Here is a 17,394-nt window from a genome sequence, read left to right as displayed (position 1 = left end):
CGTACGTCCTGTCGTCATATTTTGGTCTCCGCACCTGTCTCCGGCAGGTCTGTGCGGCCGCCCATCAGCAGACCGATGCGCTCAATATCAGCCTCCGCGGAATCAAGAACCGCCATCAGGCGGCCGTGACACAGAACTCCGATCCGGTCGGAAAGATTCAGAAGCTCTTCAAGATCCTCAGAAACAATGACAATCCCCACTCCCCGGTCTCTCAGTTCCGCGAAGTATCGATGCATCGTGGCAATCGCACCGATATCAAGACCACGGCTGGGATAGGCCGCAACGAGCACCCGGCTCGCGATCCGGATTTCCCGCCGGGCCACGAGACGCTGCTGATTTCCACCGGACAGATTGCGAACCGGCATGGCAAAATCGGGGATGGTCACCTCAGCGATATCTGCTATTTCGCGGGCAAGTGAGAGAGCCGCATCGGCATGATACAGTCCGTTGCCGCCAATCGGCGGCATACCATATTCTCTCAGCGCCATATTATCCGAAATGCCAAGAGACGGAGCGAGGGCACTGTGCAGACGGTCCTGGGGAATATGGCCGACACCATGTCGCGCGAATGCCGCCGCACCGGGTTCCGCAGACCTGCCACCGAGCAGAACCTGACCTCGGGTCGGGATTGTAAGGCCGGTGAGAACCTCCGTCAGTTCGCGCTGACCGTTTCCAGCCACCCCGGCAACACCGAGTATTTCACCTCCGAATATATCCAGGGTGATATCGGCCAGTGTTTCCACGCCACGCTCGTCACGCACGCTGACGCCCCGCAGGCTGAGTTCAGCCTCAGTCCCGCGCGGAGCAGCCCCGTCCGCACGGAGCAGCAGATTCTGCCGGACGATTTCGCGGCCAACCATGGTTGCCGCCAGCATCCGCGGCGAGCAGTCGGCCGTGTCCCAGGTGCCGATCTTTTGGCCGCCACGCAGGATCGTGACGCGATCGGAGATCTCCATCACTTCATCAAGCTTGTGGCTGATAATGATAACGGCGTTGCCTTCGGCGCGGAACGCCCGCAACGCACGAAACAGATCGCGGGCCTCCGCCGGTGTAAGCACAGCTGTCGGCTCATCGAGAATGAGCAGTCGCGCCTTGCGGGCGAGCACACGGAGGATTTCGACGCGCTGCTGTTCGCCGGCCGAGAGATCTTCCACCCGCGCAGCCGGATTGACAGGAAAACCGAATCGTTCCGACAGCTCTCTTGTCCGGGCTTCAAGAATCGCCGGTGACGCGTTTCGCGGCGTGTCAGCCCAGCCCAGATGAATATTCTCCGCAACCGTGAACGCCGGCACCAGCTTGAAATGCTGATGCACCATTCCGATTCGGGCACGAATAGCCTCCTGCGGTGAAGAAAACCGGGCTCCGTAGCCATCGAGAATCATTTCACCTGCGTCAGCCTGATAAATGCCGGTCACGACATTCATCAGGGTAGACTTGCCGGCGCCGTTTTCGCCCAGCAGCGCAAGAATTTCACCGGAACGGACATCCAGACTGACGTCCTCGTTGGCGATCACTCCGGGAAAATATTTCGAAATGCCAACAAGCTGCAGAACCGGCGGCGTCCCGGGAGCAACCGGCGGCGGTGTCATTCCCACAGAATTTCCACGCTCAGCCAAGGCCGGTCATCCCCTGCACGCCCCAGTCCCACTGATAGATCGTGTCGTCATCCATCACGACACCCGCAGGCACACGGACGGTTCCGCTATTATCCCGTATCGGCCCGCGAAACGGGTTGTAGCCCCCGAGAATACGTGACCGCATCTCGTCAGCCCGCGCGGCAATTTCCAGAGGAACCGTCGCGCCCCAGGCATCACGGTCGACGCCGTCCGACAGGGTAAGAAAATGCGGCGCGGCACGCCATGTGCCATTCAGCCTTTGCCTGACCTGCTCAATATAAAAATGGGAGAAATCAAGCACAACAGAACTGACATAAGCCGTCGGTCCGAACTGCCTCATACCGAGATTCCACATCGCCGCCTTGATCCCCCGGCTTTCGGCCACGCGGAGATAGGCAGGCTCATCCGTAATGCCACAAAGGAAATCACAGCCGCTGTCAGCCAGCGCACTCGCGGCCTGGGTCGCCGCCTGCGGATCAAACCATGAGTTAATAGCGATGGCATTCATCGTGCAGGCAGGATTTACAGACTGCGCCCCGAGCAGCGTGGCATTTGCGCTCGCATAGACTGACGGAATAGGAAATGTGCCGACGTAACCGAGTTTGCCGGTCTTCGTCATCAGGCCAGCCGCGATGCCGATAATGTAGCTTGCATACCAGTGAGTGATATAAAACCAGCCCAGATTCCGGCTGACACTGTGTCCGTCACATTCAAGAAAGGCGACATCAGGAGCACGGTCGGCGACATCCCTGATGAAATCACCGTAATTAGACGTGGAAATCACCATCTGCGCGCCTTCGGCCACGAACTGCCGGAAAATACGCGTGGCATCAGCCGAATAAGGAACGCTTTCCACGTAGACAGAGCGGAGCCTCGGAAACGCCTTCCGAACCGCCTGAACACCGAGGTCATGAGCGGTCGTCCACCCGCCATCCGTGATCGGCCCCGTATGCCCGAATGCGATGAGCGCATCTTCCTCCGCTATCGGCGAGAAGAGCCGGGACGGCGCAGCCTCCGCAGCACCCGCACCTTTCGGGCGCCAGAACCCTGCCGACGCTGCGGCACCGAGCCCGCCAATTACACTGCGACGCCCCAGAAGCTCCGATCCGTGTTTTTGTCCACGCGCGGCGCTTTCAGCGTCCGTATTCCTCCCGTATCCCGTCATGAAGGTTCCCCCCGGACCCTTCATGCGCGGAATTTCCTGTCACCGCTCATACGTCCCCCATCGCAGTATGACGATCGCCAGCTTACGGGCTGCGGCATCGTTTTGCGACCGTTGTAAATTCTTTTTCGAACAATCGGCATAATCAGGCAAGCCTGTCGCTTGTCGTCAATGTCACGCCCGCCCTCCGCAGATCCGCCAGAGCAGGTTCGGCAGGACCGGTTCCCCGACAGGCATCGGCGATAACCACCGCTTCAAATCCGGCTTTTACCGCGTCATCTGCCGTAGCGGAGACGCATACATCAAGCGCCAGACCGGTAACGAAGACACTCGTGATTCCAAGCTCCTTCAGCAGCGAAACCAGACCGGAAGGCCTTTTTCCTTCATTGTCAAAAAACGCGGAATAACTGTCCACGTCCCGCGACCGCCCCTTGCGGAAAATGGCGCCCACAGGCTCGTCATCCAGCAGCGCCGCCAGCGTGGCGCCATCCGTCCCTGCGACACAATGCACCGGCCAGGGACCACCCTGCGTCACAAAGGACATATGATCTGCCGGATGCCAGTCCTGCGTTGCGATTACGACGCCGAACGGTAATCGGGCGAGATGGTTGATAACCGGGATGATCTCATCCCCTCCGGGCACGGCAAGCGTTCCTCCGGGCAGAAAATCCTTCTGCACATCCACAACCAGCAATGCACTCTGAGGCGTTACAGTAATCATTATCCGATAATAGCGCGCCCGGGTTTCCTTCGATACCGAAATGATGGCACCGTCCGGCACGACTGGAAAGAAGCAGGGTGTTTGAAATGCAGGAGACAGACATCGGGACAATCCCAGGCTGGCAACCGCTGATGCTCTCACTGGATCTGCCATCCGCCACAGTGAGCGGAGCACAGATCGGGGAGCAGAAACTGGCTGTCTGGCGCGATTCGAAAGGACAGGTTCATGTCTCGGACGATCGCTGCCCTCACCGTGGAATGCGGCTCAGTCTGGGGTTCGTCCGCGAGGATATGCTGGCATGCCTGTATCATGGCTGGCGATTTGATGAAGGCGGCCATTGCCGTGTCATTCCGGCTCATCCCGATATCAGACCCGCCAGCACGATCTGCGTTCCTGTATTTCCAGCCAGGGAACATGCCGGCCTCATCTGGACCCGCGTGGACGGCGCCGACACCGGAGACCCCCCCGAAACCGAGTGGAATCTGCCAGAAACGGAGCATGTGACCCCTGTGCGGACGATCATGATCAATGTCCCGCTGGCCACAGTCATGACGCAACTCGGCGGCGCCTCCGGCACATGCGTCCGGATATCCGCCGCTGCCAGAAAAGGGCCGCCCCTCTCACTGCTGATCGTAGCACGGCCAGCAGGTCACGCCAGGACACAACTCCACCTCCTGCTTGAAGGTAAGGCCCCGCAGACACTTTGCAAACAGGCGGCCTTCTGGGCGATGGATTTTCGCGACGCGACCGAGCGTGAATATGCAGGAGACGGCTCTGATGCCTGATCTGATCCTGTTCGATGATGAACTGGACGAGAACTGCTATCGCGCGCGACTGGCTGCGGCGCTTCTGAATATCCCGGTCCGCCTGCATGCCGTGAATGTCGTGCCGGGAAGCGAGCAGAACTCCCCATGGTTTCGCGCCCTCAGCCCGACGGGACGTCTGCCGGCACTCACCGGCGTGACCGGTCCGGCAGACAGCCTGCCCGCCATCTGCGGCGCTAATGCTATAATGCGAACATTTTCTGCGCTGACGCCAGATCCCGCATGGCGGCCCGAGACTCCGCCTCTGGTCGCCAGTATTGCTCACTGGATGGATTTCACCGCCAGCAGTCTGGCCCCCGCGATTCAACTCAGGCGGATCGCGATGTTTGGCGGCAAAGCCGATACACGGACACTTCTGGAGGCCTCGCACGACGCGTTCAGGATTATGGAAGACCATATGATCCTGCGACGGATTTCAGGCCAGCAGTGGTTTGCCGGAGAGTCCGTCACACTGGCCGACATCGCGCTCTTTCCAACTTTTGCCCTCAGTCGTGACGCCGGGATCGGGCATGATCCTTATCCGGCCTTACGGCGCTGGATGCGCAATATGAAAACTCTGCCGGGTTTCATTGCGATGCCAGGCATCCCGGATTATGGCTGAGCCGGTCACACTCAATCCACGTCTTTCTGCGGATCCGTCATCATGTTTCTGATCGGTAAATTTCTGACGATAGCTATGCTGCCGGCAGCATTTCTCGTTGAAATGATGCTGATCGGTCTGATCCTCCATCGGATGCGCTTCGGTCGCATCCTCGTCGTCACGGCTGCACTGGGGATGGCGACCTGCCTGATATTCCCCGTGGATCAATGGGCTGTCCGGCCACTGGATGACCGTTTTCCACGGGTTACAATTCCGCCCGCACATGTCGACGGCATTATTGTGCTGGGCGGATCAATAGACGACCTGACAAGCGAGGATCGGCAGATGCCCGTTACCGGCACGGCCGGGGATCGCCTTACAACCTTCGTCGCGCTGGCACGTCGTTATCCTGAAGCAAAACTGGTCTTTACTGGCGGTTCGGGAGACATCGCGCAGGGCGTAACGAACGAAGCGAAATGGGTGCAGATTTTATTTGAAGAACTCGGTCTTCCGGCAGGAAGAGTGATTTACGAAAATCATTCTCGTACAACACGAGAAAATGCCACGGACAGTTTCAGTCTTGTCCACCCCGCGCCGAATGAAACATGGATTCTGATAACGTCCGCAAGCCATATGCCGCGCTCGGTGGGAGTGTTTCGCCGTGCCGGCTGGCATGTTCTGCCCTGGCCTGTTGGTTATATGTCGCGCGACCGGTTACATGGGTATTCTTTATCTCTGGGTGCACGCATGGCCGTGCTCGACTGGGCTGCGCATGAATGGATCGGCATGGCTGCCTATCGCGCGCGAGGCTGGACAGATGCCCTGTTTCCAGGACCACTCTCCCCCGGGGAATAGCAAGAAAGGCTCAGGAGATGGTCAGCGATGGTGAGATCGTCATAAACGATCCTCAGGAGACCAACAGCTCCATCGGAAAACTTTCTCCCCTGCAGAGTCTGACTGAAAAACAGACCGCACTGGTCACAGAGATTATCCGGTTCTGCGAGACCCACAGACATGACGATCATGCAGTTTTTGTGATTGAGGGTGACGCAGGAACGGGAAAAAGCCTTGTCCTGAATACAGCCTTTAACCGCATTCAGACAGAATCACGACAGAACCGGACATCCCCTCTTTACGGAATGCAGAATGTTCTGCTCGTCAATCATCCCGAGATGATAAAGCTCTACCGAAACATTTCCGCAACCGTTTCCTCGCTTCGGCGAAAGGATTATGAACGACCGACAACCTTCATCAACACAATGCAGAAATCCGATACCCGCGCGGATATCGTGTTTATCGATGAGGCCCACCTTCTTCTGACGCGAAGCGATCCTTACAACCGGTTTCGCCAGACCAACCAGCTTGAAGAAATCCTCAGACTGGCACGGATCGTGATCCTCGTCTTCGATCCACGCCAGACACTCAAATTCAAAAGCTACTGGAATCAGACCAGACTGAACGGATTTCTTCATTCCATACCGGGAAAAGTCGTCGAACTGACCGATCAGTTTCGTGTATGTGCAAAGCCGGACGTTATGACCTGGATCCGCAATTTCTGCGACGGAGCACTCACAGATCTTCCCGTCAGACAGGAATTCGATTTCCGGATCTATGATGACGCTGAAAAGATGTATCAAAGCATCCGTGAGAAGAATCGCAAATACGGGCTTTGCCGCATCCTCTCGACGTATGACTATCCCTATACGCTGAACGGGAAAGACCACTTTGTTACAGCCGGCAAGTTTCACCTCCGATGGGACAGAAATCAGCCCGGCCACCCGCTTCCCTGGGCGGAGCGGGCAGATTCAGTCGATGAGGTAGGCTCTGTCTACACTGTTCAGGGCTTCGATCTTAATTACGCCGGCGTCATTATGGGACCATCAGTCAGATATGATCCGGAAACGGATCGTATTATACTGAACCCATCCAGATATGAGGACAAAGCGGCGTTTGCCGGGCGCGACGGAATACAGGATGTGGAAGCCGCCAGAAAACAGGTGATGTGCAACGCAATCTTCGTTCTGCTGACTCGCGGAATTCGTGGTCTTTACATTTACGCTGCAGATTCCGCCCTCAGAGCGCGCCTGCACGAACTGAGCCTCATAAGGAAGTAAGCCAGACGCGAGCAGTCAGCATCACGGCCGGAGCACATTGCGGCAGACCGATTGTGCAAAAGATCCGGAATCGAGTGAATCCGGTAATATATCAATAAGCTTCAGTTCATCTGCATACTGCGCCATCTGGTCACGCAGCCAGTGTCCGATCAGATGAATTGGTTTCGGCTCGTGGGCGAGCATATCAGAAACGGTGTCCTCATCCATCTGCGGCAGATAGGGCGCCAGCAGAGTGACTGCTTCGTCCCTGTGCTTTTCGATCCACCGCCCGGCGTCACGAAAAGCGAGCGCCAGGGCAACACCGCCCCCCGGGTCATCAGCAAGGTAATTCTCATCAAGACCAAAAACCCGGTTGATCCGCTCTGAATAATGACCGGTCGTTGAGCCCGCGAGTTCAGTCAGGCCACCACCACTCCCGGAAAGCAGGTGCCATGCGAGAAAATCATGAGCGACCACACCATCCAGTTCACCGGAAGCGATCCGACCGGAAATCTGATCTGCCGGCACCGCTTTCCAGTGCACGTCTCCCGGACTAATTCCTTTGCGACGCAGCAGAACTGAAAAAAAACGGCGATCGGCTGCGTCTTCATCCACAACGGCAATCGTCTTGCCAACGAGATTTTCCAGCCTGACAATTCCCGTGTGTGACCGCACCAGGAGACGGTATGTACCCGCCGACAATCCGGCGATAAGTTTCGCCTTTTTTCCTCCGTAAAGCGCAGGCAACCAGGACAATGCCGGCGCCGCCGCGCCGACAACGGAATCCTTACCAAGAGCAGCGATGGCCTGATTTCCCGTGGTGACCGCTCTCGTTGTCACATCAAGACTGTAATTCGTGAAGAAACCTCTTTCCCGGGCCACAATCATCACAAGGTCGGTTTCCGGCGCGGGCCAGGCGAGAACGAGACTCCGGTATCGTCCGTCTGGTTCGCTGTGCGACCGTTTCGGCCTGTACCATTGCCAGACAGCCGCACCCCCTGCCACGATACCAGCACCCGCACCTGTCATGGCGAGAAACCGCCTGCGTCCTCCGCCTGCTGTTCTGTCTGGCCGCAAGCTCTCTGATCCCCCTCATACTGCCAGCCCCTAGCTGCCTTCAGGGATGCCGGATGTCAAAATCGTACTCTGGAAAAATTTCTTCCTCAGGGGCTTTACGGAACGAAGAGCCTTTCGTATAGAGGCGCCGCTGGTCCCGAATAGCTCAGTTGGTAGAGCAAGCGACTGTTAATCGCTGGGTCGTAGGTTCGAGTCCTACTTCGGGAGCCAGATCATGCAAAAATTCCTAATAAAATCAGTGCTTTACATCTGATAGCGGAAACTCCGCCCATCATGTTGTCCCTCTTAAAAACTGACGTTCAGGGCCACATCCTGAGCCAGTAAGAGACAGTTTTACACCTTAATGCCCCGTCGCCATCCCCGGATACTGCGGATAGGCCAGCGGGTCATTCCACGATCCCTGTGACCGCATGTCCTGCCGCGCGCGCTGCACCTCAACATCGAACATCGCGTCGGCAACCTTTTTGCCGTCCAGGTAAACTGGCGCGGGATTGATGCGGACCTCAAGCTGTCTTTGCTCTGCATAACTGCGCCCGAGTCCGATACGCGAGGCCTGATTGTCCAGCCAGGATGCGCCGGGGATATTGCGGTCGATCCACGCCCCCGTCCGGTCATCCGGGTCCAGCCAGCTCAGACCTTCATGCGCCATGTATCCGGCAAATCCACGGCGCAGGCCTCCGGCGATAAACCCACCGCCGACCCTCGCAGCTCCGGCTGCTGCGCCCTGACCGCCTTTCGGGAAGGCGTAATTCGCGAGACCTTTCAGCGCCAGAAGCGGGCCGATCGCAACCAGCGCAGCTCCGGCCGCCACACCGACCGCACCAATGCCTATGGCGAGATCGGTCAGCATCCTGGCCATGTTCGGATGCTTTTTCTCGGCGTCACCGAGTGCGTTAAGCCCGTTCGTCAGGGCTGTGACAGCTGTGATGGCGTCCTTCGTGTTCGAGTTCCCCGCCACCGTCAGCATCTGGTCCCATGCAGCCGACAGGCTATTCACCGCTGCGGCTGCATTACGATCCATCCCGGAGATGTCCGTATGACGGATACGCTCCCGGTCTCTCAGAATCGCCGGCATGTCTTTCAGCAGGTCTGCCAGAAGGCCGGCAATCGTGCTCCGCTGAGATGCATTCGACAGAGCAGTCATTTGTGCCGTCGTGCCATGGATGCCCGCAGCGTTCATCCGGCGCTGAGCATGCTGCATCCATTCCAGAGGATCGCTGCCGAGCAGATTCAGATCGTAAACCCGTCCCTGCCTCTTTCCTCGCCTGCGCGGTGCCAGTCCGATGGCAGCCAGAGCATCATAGCTCTTGTCTGTCATCCGGCCGCCCTCAAACACCTGAGACAGCGACACGAGCGCCGTGCCAGCCCGCTGGCCACCGATATTCTGGATAATCGCCGGCAGCTCTTCGTAGGTGAACTGATCTGACAGCATCATCCCGGCCGAGCGGGCCTGTTTGGCAAATCCCAGATACTGGCGGGGATCAACACGGTCATTTGTCGCCACGGCGACGCGGGTCATCAGATCCAGCCGGTGCTGCATCAGCGCCGGGTTCACCTGCCCGTCGTCAATCATCCCGCCCATGATGTCCATGGCTTTAGCCGCGGCATAAGCGGCATCGCCATCTCCGCCGTGCTGGCGGCTGATTGCCTGCAGCCGTGACGTCATCTTCGCAAAGGCCGGCAGAGCCCCCATTGCCTCCGTCACATTGCCGGTGACGTTGGTCAGATCGATCAGGGCTTCGAGATTGGTGTTGAGCCGTGTTCCCGGTGCGCTGTTCGTCGCGTTGTAAGCGGCATTGTAGGCGGATCGAAGCTGCGAGGGCGTGATGCGATTATCAGAGCCCAGAACACTCAGGAGCGTGTCGGTCGTAAACCCTCGTGCATCCGCAGAGCCAACGAGGCGGCCTGCCCCGATGCCGGCTGCGCCGATTCCGAAGCCGAGTTCCTGCAGGTCATGACGGGGGAATGATCCGCGCTGGCGGCCGCCAGCCTGTGACGTGCCCTGATCACCGTCGCCTCCCAGCCAGCTCCAGTCGTACTGATAGCCGGACGGGCGAGGTGGTGGCAGGAGGCCTCCGCCAGAATGACTCTCAGCGGACGAAGGGAGGTAAAGATCGCGGGAGCCGTAAGGAATCAGATCCCGGCCGGGCGACAGCGGCACGAGCTGGCCGCCGGAAGAGGACGAGGATCGCCGGGGGCGTCCCGGACGTTCGGTCCCTTCATCGTCGTCAGACGCAAATCCACCTCCGCCCTGAGGAGCGCGAACACGGGATGATGCCCGGGCAGCACGCTGGCAGGCCTGCGCCACTCTGTCATAGGCATCAGCAAGACTGAGCGCGGATCTCGTTGCCCCCCGAAGACCGCTGACAATCTCACGAGTTCCGATGTTCGTCTCGTTCTGAGCCTTATTGATGCGCTCGAACGCTTTCAGCATCTGGCCCAGCGCTGACAGGACACCGTCCGCGTCCGCCTTCAGGGAAATGCCGATCTGATAAGCCTCAACCGGCATCAGGCCTGCTCCACATCATCGTATCCCAGTCGAAGCGGCCACCGGACTGCTCTCCGAACATAACGCACCAGGCAAGGCGCTGAGTCGCGCCCATTTCCATCGCGACCGACCATGGCACCCCATTCTGAACCAGCATCGCGACTTCGTTCAGAGCGGGGTGCCTGCTCAGTTTTTTGCGGCATCAGTCTCATTGCCGGCTTCTTCATCGGGTGTGCCCGGGTAAAAATGCTCGCTGAGAGCAACAATCCCGGCATTGCCGAGTTTATCTGCCAGATGCTCGATAGCCGCCTTACTCGTCGGTTTCGGCACGGGAATGTCGTCAATGGACTGAACCGAACAGGCCAGCATCGCATACCGCATCCAGCCTTCGGACGGCACGAAACGGCCGCAGGCTTCCATGATCGACATCAGGCCGCTCGGCGTGACTTCCTTTACCGCCAGTTTGCGCCCGTCCGGAACGTCTACGACAGATACCTCAGACATAAGAAATCTCTTTCAGATTGTGTTTATAATTTCCGGCGCCTGGATGCTGTAAAACCCAGAGTCTGCCGGACAACTCCGGAAGCCTGATAGGCTCCTGTATTTTCGGCCCGAAATGTCAGGCCAGCGAACTCGAAGGTGGACTGACTTCCGTCCGGTTCCCTGATGTACTGAAAAAGTGCCCCGGTATTTACGACGCATCCATCAAGGAAATTCGCTTCAATCGATGCAGTCAGAGCATCGAAAGAACCGGCATCCCGGATAAACGTCACCTGGCCGCGCCAGCCCGCGGGAAGATCAGCAGCACACGGATCATTGTTGAACGGATGCTGTCGGATCTCATCTACGATCTGGCTGGCGGAAAAAGCCTGCACGCCCGGGAGATCAACACGAAAGCCGCCCCAAAGAATGACGATATCCGTATTCCGCCCGATAGTAGGCACTCGTGATCCCATTATCGGGGACGGCCGATCGCAGCAGGGATAATACGGCTCGCAACCACCAGTGACAGGCGGAACGTGTCTGCAGCGGGTGTGCTGGCTGTGACTGCCAGAACCGGGAACTCTGGCAGAGCATCGATCATTTTACGGACCTGTTCAGGTGTCATGATGGTGTGTCTCCCGTGCATGGTTTCTGGTTGCATAAAGCCCGATCAGAGCAGCCTCAGCGCGTCCGTCGTCCTTAACGCGTTTGAACTGGTCAGCAGCGGTCGGGAAAAGCTGCATGGCCCGCGCCCTGGCTGAATCCTTATTCGCCGGCGTCCGGGTAGCCCGTTTCCATTCGGCCGGCGTGACCAGCGACAGAGGCTTGCCAAGAGCTGCAGTAACGCCCTCGATCACTCCAACGCCCCGCCCGAAGGCAAAAGCCCCGACAGCACCCTCCGCCGGCCTCGCGCCGACACGCTCAAGCCAGACCTCCGCCGGGTCATGAGCCCGCAGCATTGTCGCCAGAAGCGGGGCGGAGACGATGTGACGGATCTTGCCCGAAACCGTGACCGGCGCGGTCGGCATGTCCAGAACCTCGATCAGATCCCCGCGATCGGACAGGATGGCGATGGCGCCGGTCTTGCCCGGATCGATGGCGGCTATGGTACGGGTCATCGGCCTATGCTCCATTTGACCGGCGGACATGGCCACGGTCTGTTTTCAGCACCCCAGATCGCCAGAGACACAGCCAGGACGAGATCGTCGTGGTGTCCTTCACGCCACGCTTCGAACTGTTCATTGCCCGCAGCGGTCTTTTTCACGCGGAAGTTCTGCAGCTCCAGTTTCAGCACCTCGGAAGCACTGGCCTGCGACGTCAGTTCGAGACGGTCCTCGGCAAACGCGATATCGAGCGTGGATGCCAGCACGGATTTCGGCACATTGGCTTCTCTGGCATTTGGCCGGCTGACTTTCGAACCGCCGGTGATCGATATGCCCGTCAGCCAGAGCCCCATTTCGCGCATTGCATCGACAACCGGCGCGCCAACGCCCGTACGGTCCACAAACAGAGCCGGGTTCATCGGCGCCGCGGGGAGCTGCCGGAGAATGCTTTGCACAGACCGGGTAATATCAGGATAACTGGTGCCGCGGGCATAACGATGTACATTCACCACCCGGTAACGGCGGGTCCGGCGCCGCTCTGTGATTCTTGCCAGCGCCTCGAACTTTGTCCTCTGCCAGCGCTGCCGCTCGCAGGACAGGACTTCCGCCACGCAAATGGCCGTAAAATCCTGAGACTTTCCGAGATCCAGACCGACCACGTAACTGTCAAGCTGGCCATCGGTGATGACCCGGCGATCTTCCGTAATCTCCGTATAGGGTCGAACAATCACAGGCAAACCGTAGCGGCCGGATGATCGGCGGGATCTTCAAAGCCAGCATAATGCAGAGTTCCCGGCACCACAGTAAAAGCGTCGCCCTGGTAAGTAACGCCTGTCGTCCCCGTGCAGTCGGTCAGCATGACGCGTGCTCCCGGTGCGATGGTGATATTACCACCATTTGCCCTTGCGCCGTCCGGAACGGATGGCGGTGCGCTCTGTCCGGGCACGTACCAGAGTGTTAGCAGGCGGCTGCCGTCATTACTGACCAGCAAGCCGGCGCCGGCCGCGCATTCGGGAAAAACGACACTTGCCAGACCATGATCCGGAGCGGCCGGAACGGTGATCGCGCCGCTCACACCACTGGGGCCGGTTTCAGATCCGGCCAGATTCATTTCGCCAGAAAGGAAAAGTCGTCGTATCTGCATCGTGCGCCTCAGAAGCTGAGTTCAAGCAGAGGCACATCTCGGGAGAATGCCCGTTCGATGACCTCATCGGAGAAAAACTGGTCGTCTGCCTCGACAAATTTGCAGAAGAATTCCTGCTGGAATTTCCATGGACCGTATTCGGAGCGCATATCCTCAAGGTATTCCGGGCTGATGCGGGAGACCTGTTCGGCCGTCACGCTTTCGCGCTGCCACTTCTGATCTCCGTTGGCCCAGGCTGAATAGAAATGTCCGCGTTTTCCGTTTGGTGTGCTCATCAGCACAAGCCGGCCATTACTCGTCGCCAGCATCGGCAGAAACGCTTCGTAGAGGCCATCCTCAACAAAGGCGGCCTCATCTTCAACAATCAGATTCGGCGCGGAATAGCCACGGATGGACTCACTCTCGCCCGGAAGACTGACGATACGCGAACCGTTGGCAAGTTTGATCTCGGTCACAGCCTCTTTCACAAGCTGAGGCGGCCCCTTCATCGTATTGATATAGCCATGCACCTTGGCCAGAAGTTCGGAACTCTGGCGGTGCGCCTTGGAGAACAGGAGAATCAGCGAGGACTGGCGATACATGGCGGTATGCAGCGCCAGCACGGATGTCGTGGTCGTCTTGCCGGCCTGCCGCGTACAGTTCAGCAGGATACGGTTTCTGGTCGAGCCAAGAACACTGGCCTGCCACGGGTCAGGATCGAAACCCAGCCGCTCACGCGCAAACAGCACCGGATCAAGGGCATGCCGGATATCGCGGGCCATGTCCTGCGCCAGATCAGCCATCGGTCATCTGCCCCAGCGCGGTCACGACAGCGGCGCGGGCTTCCGGGTAAGGTGCCAGCGCCGTGAGAATGCTGCCCTGCACGACGGTCCAGCCAGGGGCATTGACGATGTTGATCTGCACGCCCGCACGGGAGCCTTCACCCGTCACGCGGGCCTGAGAGTCCAGCACGCCACGGGCTTCACGGATGGCAGCAATGGCATCCTTCAGCTTGCCAGCCTTCTCGGCCCGGTCGAGGAGTGCCATTGCACGGCCGCGCAGATCTTCAAGCCGGGCAACGATGCCGAGCGTCGGCTCGATGTCGTCAGCCAGCAGACCCGTCGCCTTTTCCAGCCGGGGCAGGAGATGGTCCGCGTAGTGCCTCTGAAGGGCACGGGCCGTGACACCGGGGAACGCTTCCGCAACCGAGGCGCATGAGGTATCCGGATTGATCAGCGCCCGGTCGATCTCGCGCGCCAGAGGATGGGTGCAGATGCTGCACGGACGCCCTCTTCTGGTCGCTGGTCTTTTCGTCGCCCCCGACGCTGAAACGGCAATTTCGCCGGTCTTTTCGTCCGACGGTCCAGAGGCGTTTTCGACGGGTGTCGTCACTCGCAGATCCACACCTGATTCCGGTCCAGCCACGCCGCCGCAACAAGCTCACGCAGGGTCGTCAGCCGGGCCTTGTCGTGGTCTGTGAGCAGATGGGCAGGGCGTACGCTGATGCGGTTCTTCGACCCCACGTCAAGGCGGATGCCACGCTGGCTGAACTCGTCCAGCAGGGCGCTGGCCTGCAGCTCAGGAGTCTGGACGGGGGCAGGCGATACGGGCCTGGCATTGATCACCGCCACTTCACGAGCCATCCGCTCCTGCGGCATGTCCCGCCAGCGTATGAACTCTGCTGTCGTGTCCTCTATTGTCTTACGGATGCGGGCCTTGGCTTCCCGGTCAGCAACAGAGTTCAGATTGGCTCCCGTCCGCTCGTACTGCCCTGCGGCATACTGCGCCCGCAGGGCCATGGCATCGAGCTTCGCCCACGGCGCGCCGGAGCGGACACGGGCGGCAGCATGTGCCGCGCTCATCTCACGGACAACATCAGAAATTGGTCTTTCTGCTGTCGTAGTCTGCATCACATCATACTCCGGCGAAGGCGAACACCCATCTGCTTCAGACGTGCTTCAACGTCTGCTTTCGAAGCTGTGCGGGCATCAAACGCCGGGGCAAATGCCTGCGGATACCGGGATTTCAGATCAGCAACCTGACCAGCCGGCGGCAGATCCTTCCGGACGCACTCAAGGAGGGACATGTCTTTGAGCCCGGCAGACCGGGCAGTATCTTCAAGCGTGCTCATCAGGCGCGCTCCTCTGTTTCTGGCTGCGCACCCACGCCCTCAGATCATCGTCTGGATACAGGCGGCGTTTCTTGCCAACCACGATCGATGGCGGTCCCGAACCTTCGTGCGTCAGACGGCGAAGCGTGGCCGAACTGATGCCGATCTTGCGGGCTGCATCATCGGTCGAAAGGCATATCGGGGCGGAAACGTCATGTGCGCTCATATGAATACGATAAATGATTGAGCGTGTATTTGATATGTATTCAATTCTTATTTGTTGTCAGCGATGATACACCGAGAAACAGGCTGAGATGACAAAATATTACGGGTTTTAATTACCGAATTAACCGGAAGATATTTCGCCACACTGACAGGAGTATGGTTCGGAGTTGCGCTTCCCGTGTCGTTAAGAGGGACAAAGAGAGGAGCAATCTCATTTATCCGATTAAAAACCGACAGAATACATAGCTTTTATGGCTTCATTCGGTGTCTCGGATAGAAACCGAACCTCACTCCGTGACAGCGTGGCGCAAGCTGTCAGCAAGTAATCAGCTGGCCATCGGTGGGTTTTCGCCCGAATTGGCGAAAGCCTCGAAGTCCTGACTTTTCTCAGAGGACCAGTTTTTCTCTGGCTCATTTCAGCCACCGTGGCAAGAATTCCGCCAATCACTCGGTGCGAACTATGCAAATCTGCATTCTGGCGGGGTCTGCTGACCATCAGGCGCCCTTCCGTCGCGTGTGCGCGGGCGCGGACTCAGTCGATTTTTAAGAGCGAAAGGGGAGCCCCGAGCATTGAGACACCAGTTTTACGACCGCTCCGTAAAACTGCCTCAAGAGTAGGAATTTCTGGCGGACCCGAAAGGATTCGAACCTTCAAAATCTGGGGCGCAGTAGCGCACTAGGGCGCACTTTCCTTATACAGTGCTTTTTACCGGAATACGGTCAAATATCGCCACTATAGAAATATGCGCCCCAGTGCGCCCCTATGGAGAAAAAACGGCAGATTTCTGCGGAAGTATAGGGGCGCACTTTTTATTCCCGACATGGCACCCACCATCTTACTCCGCTGATTTTCGTTCCGCGCTCCCACCCCGCCCGCTCCATGATCGCGGCAATCCGTCTCTGATCGGCCGTTCCGATCTTCGGCTTGTCGAGATGAATGGCCTCACGGGCCACTTCCATGATCGTCGTGCGTGAGACGTTCGCCAGATACGGCAGGATCGCTTCTTCCCAGGCGTCGGCCTCGTAACGGGCTTCCTGCTCCGCTCTGATATGGTCAGCCTCAAACTGCTGATCCGGCCACCATTTCACACCGGCCCGATAGAGATGCACGGCCTCGGCGAAGAGCTGATCGCGATCTCTGCCGAGCGCATCAGTATCGATCCGGCCGACTTTCACCGGCCAGAACCGCCGGCCGCCGGTTTCATCACGCAGATAGGCTGTCTTGTTGGTCGTGCCGATGAACACGCACTGGCGAGGCTGGATGACCTCCTTGCGGCCGAAGCTGGGCCGGTAGCGTTCAGTCGAGCGGGTGATGAAAGCCTTTAAGGCTGCGGCTTCACTTTTATCGAGCGCCGACATTTCTGCCACTTCGATCAGCCACTTGCCGGCGAGATGCTGGGCCACGTCCTTACCGCCTGTTCTGATGTCAGGAAGGTTATCGCTGAACCAGTCGCCACCAAGGATGCCGCAGGCTGTCGATTTCCGAAGTCCCTGCTGTCCTTCAAGGATCATCATATAATCAGCCTTGCATCCGGGTTGCATGATGCGGGCCACCATCGCGATCAGGAACATGCGTCCGATGCCGCGTGTATAGGGCGTGTCGTCAGCGCCGAGGTACGCAGCAAGCCAGTTGCCGAGCCGGTCCTGGCCATCCCACCGCAAAGCGTTCAGCCAGTTCCTGGGTTCTTCCGCACTTTTCGTGATGATGTTTTTTGATTATGCGGGCTGAAGGACACGCGCCCTGAGGAGTTCGAAGCCTGCTCTTCCGAACATGGTTCGCTTGATCATT

Annotated in this window: 22 protein-coding genes and 1 tRNA gene; 5 read left to right on the top strand and 18 right to left on the bottom strand. The window is 58.6% G+C overall.

All coding sequences use genetic code 11. The features are described from left to right. Nucleotides 1-14: 14 nt before the first annotated feature. The 3 genes from GOB93_RS14860 to GOB93_RS14850 form a co-directional block, all read right to left on the bottom strand. Nucleotides 15-1,589 carry an ABC transporter ATP-binding protein gene (locus GOB93_RS14860; protein WP_173584292.1) on the bottom strand — a complete coding sequence of 525 codons (1,575 nt, stop codon included), beginning with the start codon at nt 1,587-1,589 and terminating at the stop codon, nt 15-17. Nucleotides 1,590-1,608: 19 nt separating this feature from the next. Beyond that, complete coding sequence (locus GOB93_RS14855; protein WP_173584330.1) at nt 1,609-2,781, bottom strand: BMP family ABC transporter substrate-binding protein; 1,173 nt, start codon at nt 2,779-2,781, stop codon at nt 1,609-1,611. A 142-nt stretch (nt 2,782-2,923) separates the two neighbouring features. After that, nucleotides 2,924-3,499: a nicotinamidase gene (locus GOB93_RS14850; RefSeq protein ID WP_173584291.1), complete on the bottom strand. Its 576-nt coding sequence runs from the start codon at nt 3,497-3,499 to the stop codon at nt 2,924-2,926. Nucleotides 3,500-3,585: 86 nt separating this feature from the next. Between GOB93_RS14850 and GOB93_RS14845 the strand changes: the two genes are divergently transcribed. From GOB93_RS14845 to GOB93_RS14830, 4 genes are read left to right on the top strand one after another with little or no spacing between them, the layout of a single operon-like run. Then, a complete protein-coding gene (locus GOB93_RS14845) occupies nt 3,586-4,284 on the top strand; it encodes a Rieske (2Fe-2S) protein (protein WP_173584329.1) in 699 nt (232 codons plus the stop codon). Further along, a complete protein-coding gene (locus GOB93_RS14840; RefSeq protein ID WP_173584290.1) occupies nt 4,277-4,924 on the top strand; it encodes a glutathione S-transferase family protein in 648 nt (215 codons plus the stop codon). Before GOB93_RS14845 ends, GOB93_RS14840 begins: the two co-directional genes overlap by 8 nt. Before the next feature lie 42 nt (nt 4,925-4,966). Continuing rightward, the gene (locus tag GOB93_RS14835) at nt 4,967-5,758 is read left to right on the top strand and encodes a YdcF family protein (RefSeq protein WP_173584289.1); all 792 of its coding nucleotides are present in this window, start codon (nt 4,967-4,969) and stop codon (nt 5,756-5,758) included. A gap of 17 nt (nt 5,759-5,775) precedes the next feature. Further along, nucleotides 5,776-7,017, top strand: a complete 1,242-nt coding sequence (locus GOB93_RS14830; RefSeq protein WP_173584288.1) for a DUF2075 domain-containing protein — start codon at nt 5,776-5,778, stop codon at nt 7,015-7,017. A gap of 21 nt (nt 7,018-7,038) precedes the next feature. Here the strand turns inward: GOB93_RS14830 and GOB93_RS14825 are convergent, their stop codons facing one another. After that, complete coding sequence (locus GOB93_RS14825) at nt 7,039-8,073, bottom strand: ABC transporter substrate-binding protein (RefSeq protein ID WP_173584287.1); 1,035 nt, start codon at nt 8,071-8,073, stop codon at nt 7,039-7,041. A gap of 134 nt (nt 8,074-8,207) precedes the next feature. Here GOB93_RS14825 and GOB93_RS14820 point away from each other — a divergent pair. Further along, nucleotides 8,208-8,283, top strand: a tRNA-Asn gene (locus GOB93_RS14820). A gap of 130 nt (nt 8,284-8,413) precedes the next feature. Here GOB93_RS14820 and GOB93_RS14815 read toward each other — a convergent pair. From GOB93_RS14815 to GOB93_RS14750, 14 genes are all read right to left on the bottom strand, one after another. After that, nucleotides 8,414-10,582 carry a hypothetical protein gene (locus tag GOB93_RS14815; protein WP_173584286.1) on the bottom strand — a complete coding sequence of 723 codons (2,169 nt, stop codon included), beginning with the start codon at nt 10,580-10,582 and terminating at the stop codon, nt 8,414-8,416. Next, a complete protein-coding gene (locus GOB93_RS14810; protein ID WP_173584285.1) occupies nt 10,572-10,718 on the bottom strand; it encodes a hypothetical protein in 147 nt (48 codons plus the stop codon). The genes GOB93_RS14815 and GOB93_RS14810 overlap by 11 nt, the downstream gene beginning before the upstream one ends. Nucleotides 10,719-10,747: 29 nt before the next feature. Continuing rightward, nucleotides 10,748-11,065 (bottom strand): hypothetical protein, encoded by a 318-nt coding sequence (locus GOB93_RS14805; protein ID WP_173584284.1) that lies wholly within the window; start codon nt 11,063-11,065, stop codon nt 10,748-10,750. Nucleotides 11,066-11,088: 23 nt separating this feature from the next. Continuing rightward, nucleotides 11,089-11,505: a hypothetical protein gene (locus GOB93_RS14800; protein WP_173584283.1), complete on the bottom strand. Its 417-nt coding sequence runs from the start codon at nt 11,503-11,505 to the stop codon at nt 11,089-11,091. 11 nt (nt 11,506-11,516) lie between these two features. Beyond that, complete coding sequence (locus tag GOB93_RS14795) at nt 11,517-11,669, bottom strand: hypothetical protein (RefSeq protein ID WP_173584282.1); 153 nt, start codon at nt 11,667-11,669, stop codon at nt 11,517-11,519. Then, nucleotides 11,659-12,162, bottom strand: coding sequence for a RuvC family protein (locus GOB93_RS14790; RefSeq protein ID WP_173584281.1), 504 nt, complete (start codon nt 12,160-12,162; stop codon nt 11,659-11,661). The genes GOB93_RS14795 and GOB93_RS14790 overlap by 11 nt, the downstream gene beginning before the upstream one ends. Continuing rightward, nucleotides 12,159-12,878 carry a hypothetical protein gene (locus GOB93_RS14785; protein WP_173584328.1) on the bottom strand — a complete coding sequence of 240 codons (720 nt, stop codon included), beginning with the start codon at nt 12,876-12,878 and terminating at the stop codon, nt 12,159-12,161. Before GOB93_RS14785 ends, GOB93_RS14790 begins: the two co-directional genes overlap by 4 nt. Beyond that, on the bottom strand, nt 12,875-13,291 hold the full coding sequence (locus GOB93_RS14780) for a hypothetical protein (RefSeq protein ID WP_173584280.1): 417 nt from the start codon (nt 13,289-13,291) through the stop codon (nt 12,875-12,877). Before GOB93_RS14780 ends, GOB93_RS14785 begins: the two co-directional genes overlap by 4 nt. A gap of 8 nt (nt 13,292-13,299) precedes the next feature. Continuing rightward, nucleotides 13,300-14,073: a terminase large subunit domain-containing protein gene (locus GOB93_RS14775; RefSeq protein WP_173584279.1), complete on the bottom strand. Its 774-nt coding sequence runs from the start codon at nt 14,071-14,073 to the stop codon at nt 13,300-13,302. Then, the gene (locus GOB93_RS14770) at nt 14,066-14,674 is read right to left on the bottom strand and encodes a hypothetical protein (protein ID WP_338422390.1); all 609 of its coding nucleotides are present in this window, start codon (nt 14,672-14,674) and stop codon (nt 14,066-14,068) included. Before GOB93_RS14770 ends, GOB93_RS14775 begins: the two co-directional genes overlap by 8 nt. Next, a complete protein-coding gene (locus GOB93_RS14765; protein WP_173584278.1) occupies nt 14,659-15,180 on the bottom strand; it encodes a hypothetical protein in 522 nt (173 codons plus the stop codon). The genes GOB93_RS14770 and GOB93_RS14765 overlap by 16 nt, the downstream gene beginning before the upstream one ends. Then, on the bottom strand, nt 15,180-15,401 hold the full coding sequence (locus tag GOB93_RS14760; RefSeq protein ID WP_173584277.1) for a hypothetical protein: 222 nt from the start codon (nt 15,399-15,401) through the stop codon (nt 15,180-15,182). The genes GOB93_RS14765 and GOB93_RS14760 overlap by 1 nt, the downstream gene beginning before the upstream one ends. Then, nucleotides 15,388-15,606: a helix-turn-helix transcriptional regulator gene (locus tag GOB93_RS14755; protein WP_173584276.1), complete on the bottom strand. Its 219-nt coding sequence runs from the start codon at nt 15,604-15,606 to the stop codon at nt 15,388-15,390. Before GOB93_RS14755 ends, GOB93_RS14760 begins: the two co-directional genes overlap by 14 nt. A gap of 809 nt (nt 15,607-16,415) precedes the next feature. Next, nucleotides 16,416-17,267: a virulence-associated E family protein gene (locus tag GOB93_RS14750; protein ID WP_198912706.1), complete on the bottom strand. Its 852-nt coding sequence runs from the start codon at nt 17,265-17,267 to the stop codon at nt 16,416-16,418. Between the last annotated feature and the right edge of the window lie 127 nt (nt 17,268-17,394).

The sequence above is a fragment of the Acetobacter musti genome, assembly GCF_011516835.1.
Classification (GTDB): Bacteria; Pseudomonadota; Alphaproteobacteria; order Acetobacterales; family Acetobacteraceae; genus Acetobacter; species Acetobacter musti.
The sequence above is the reverse complement of the archived record's forward strand: the minus strand, read 5'-3'. Positions and strand labels throughout refer to the sequence as shown.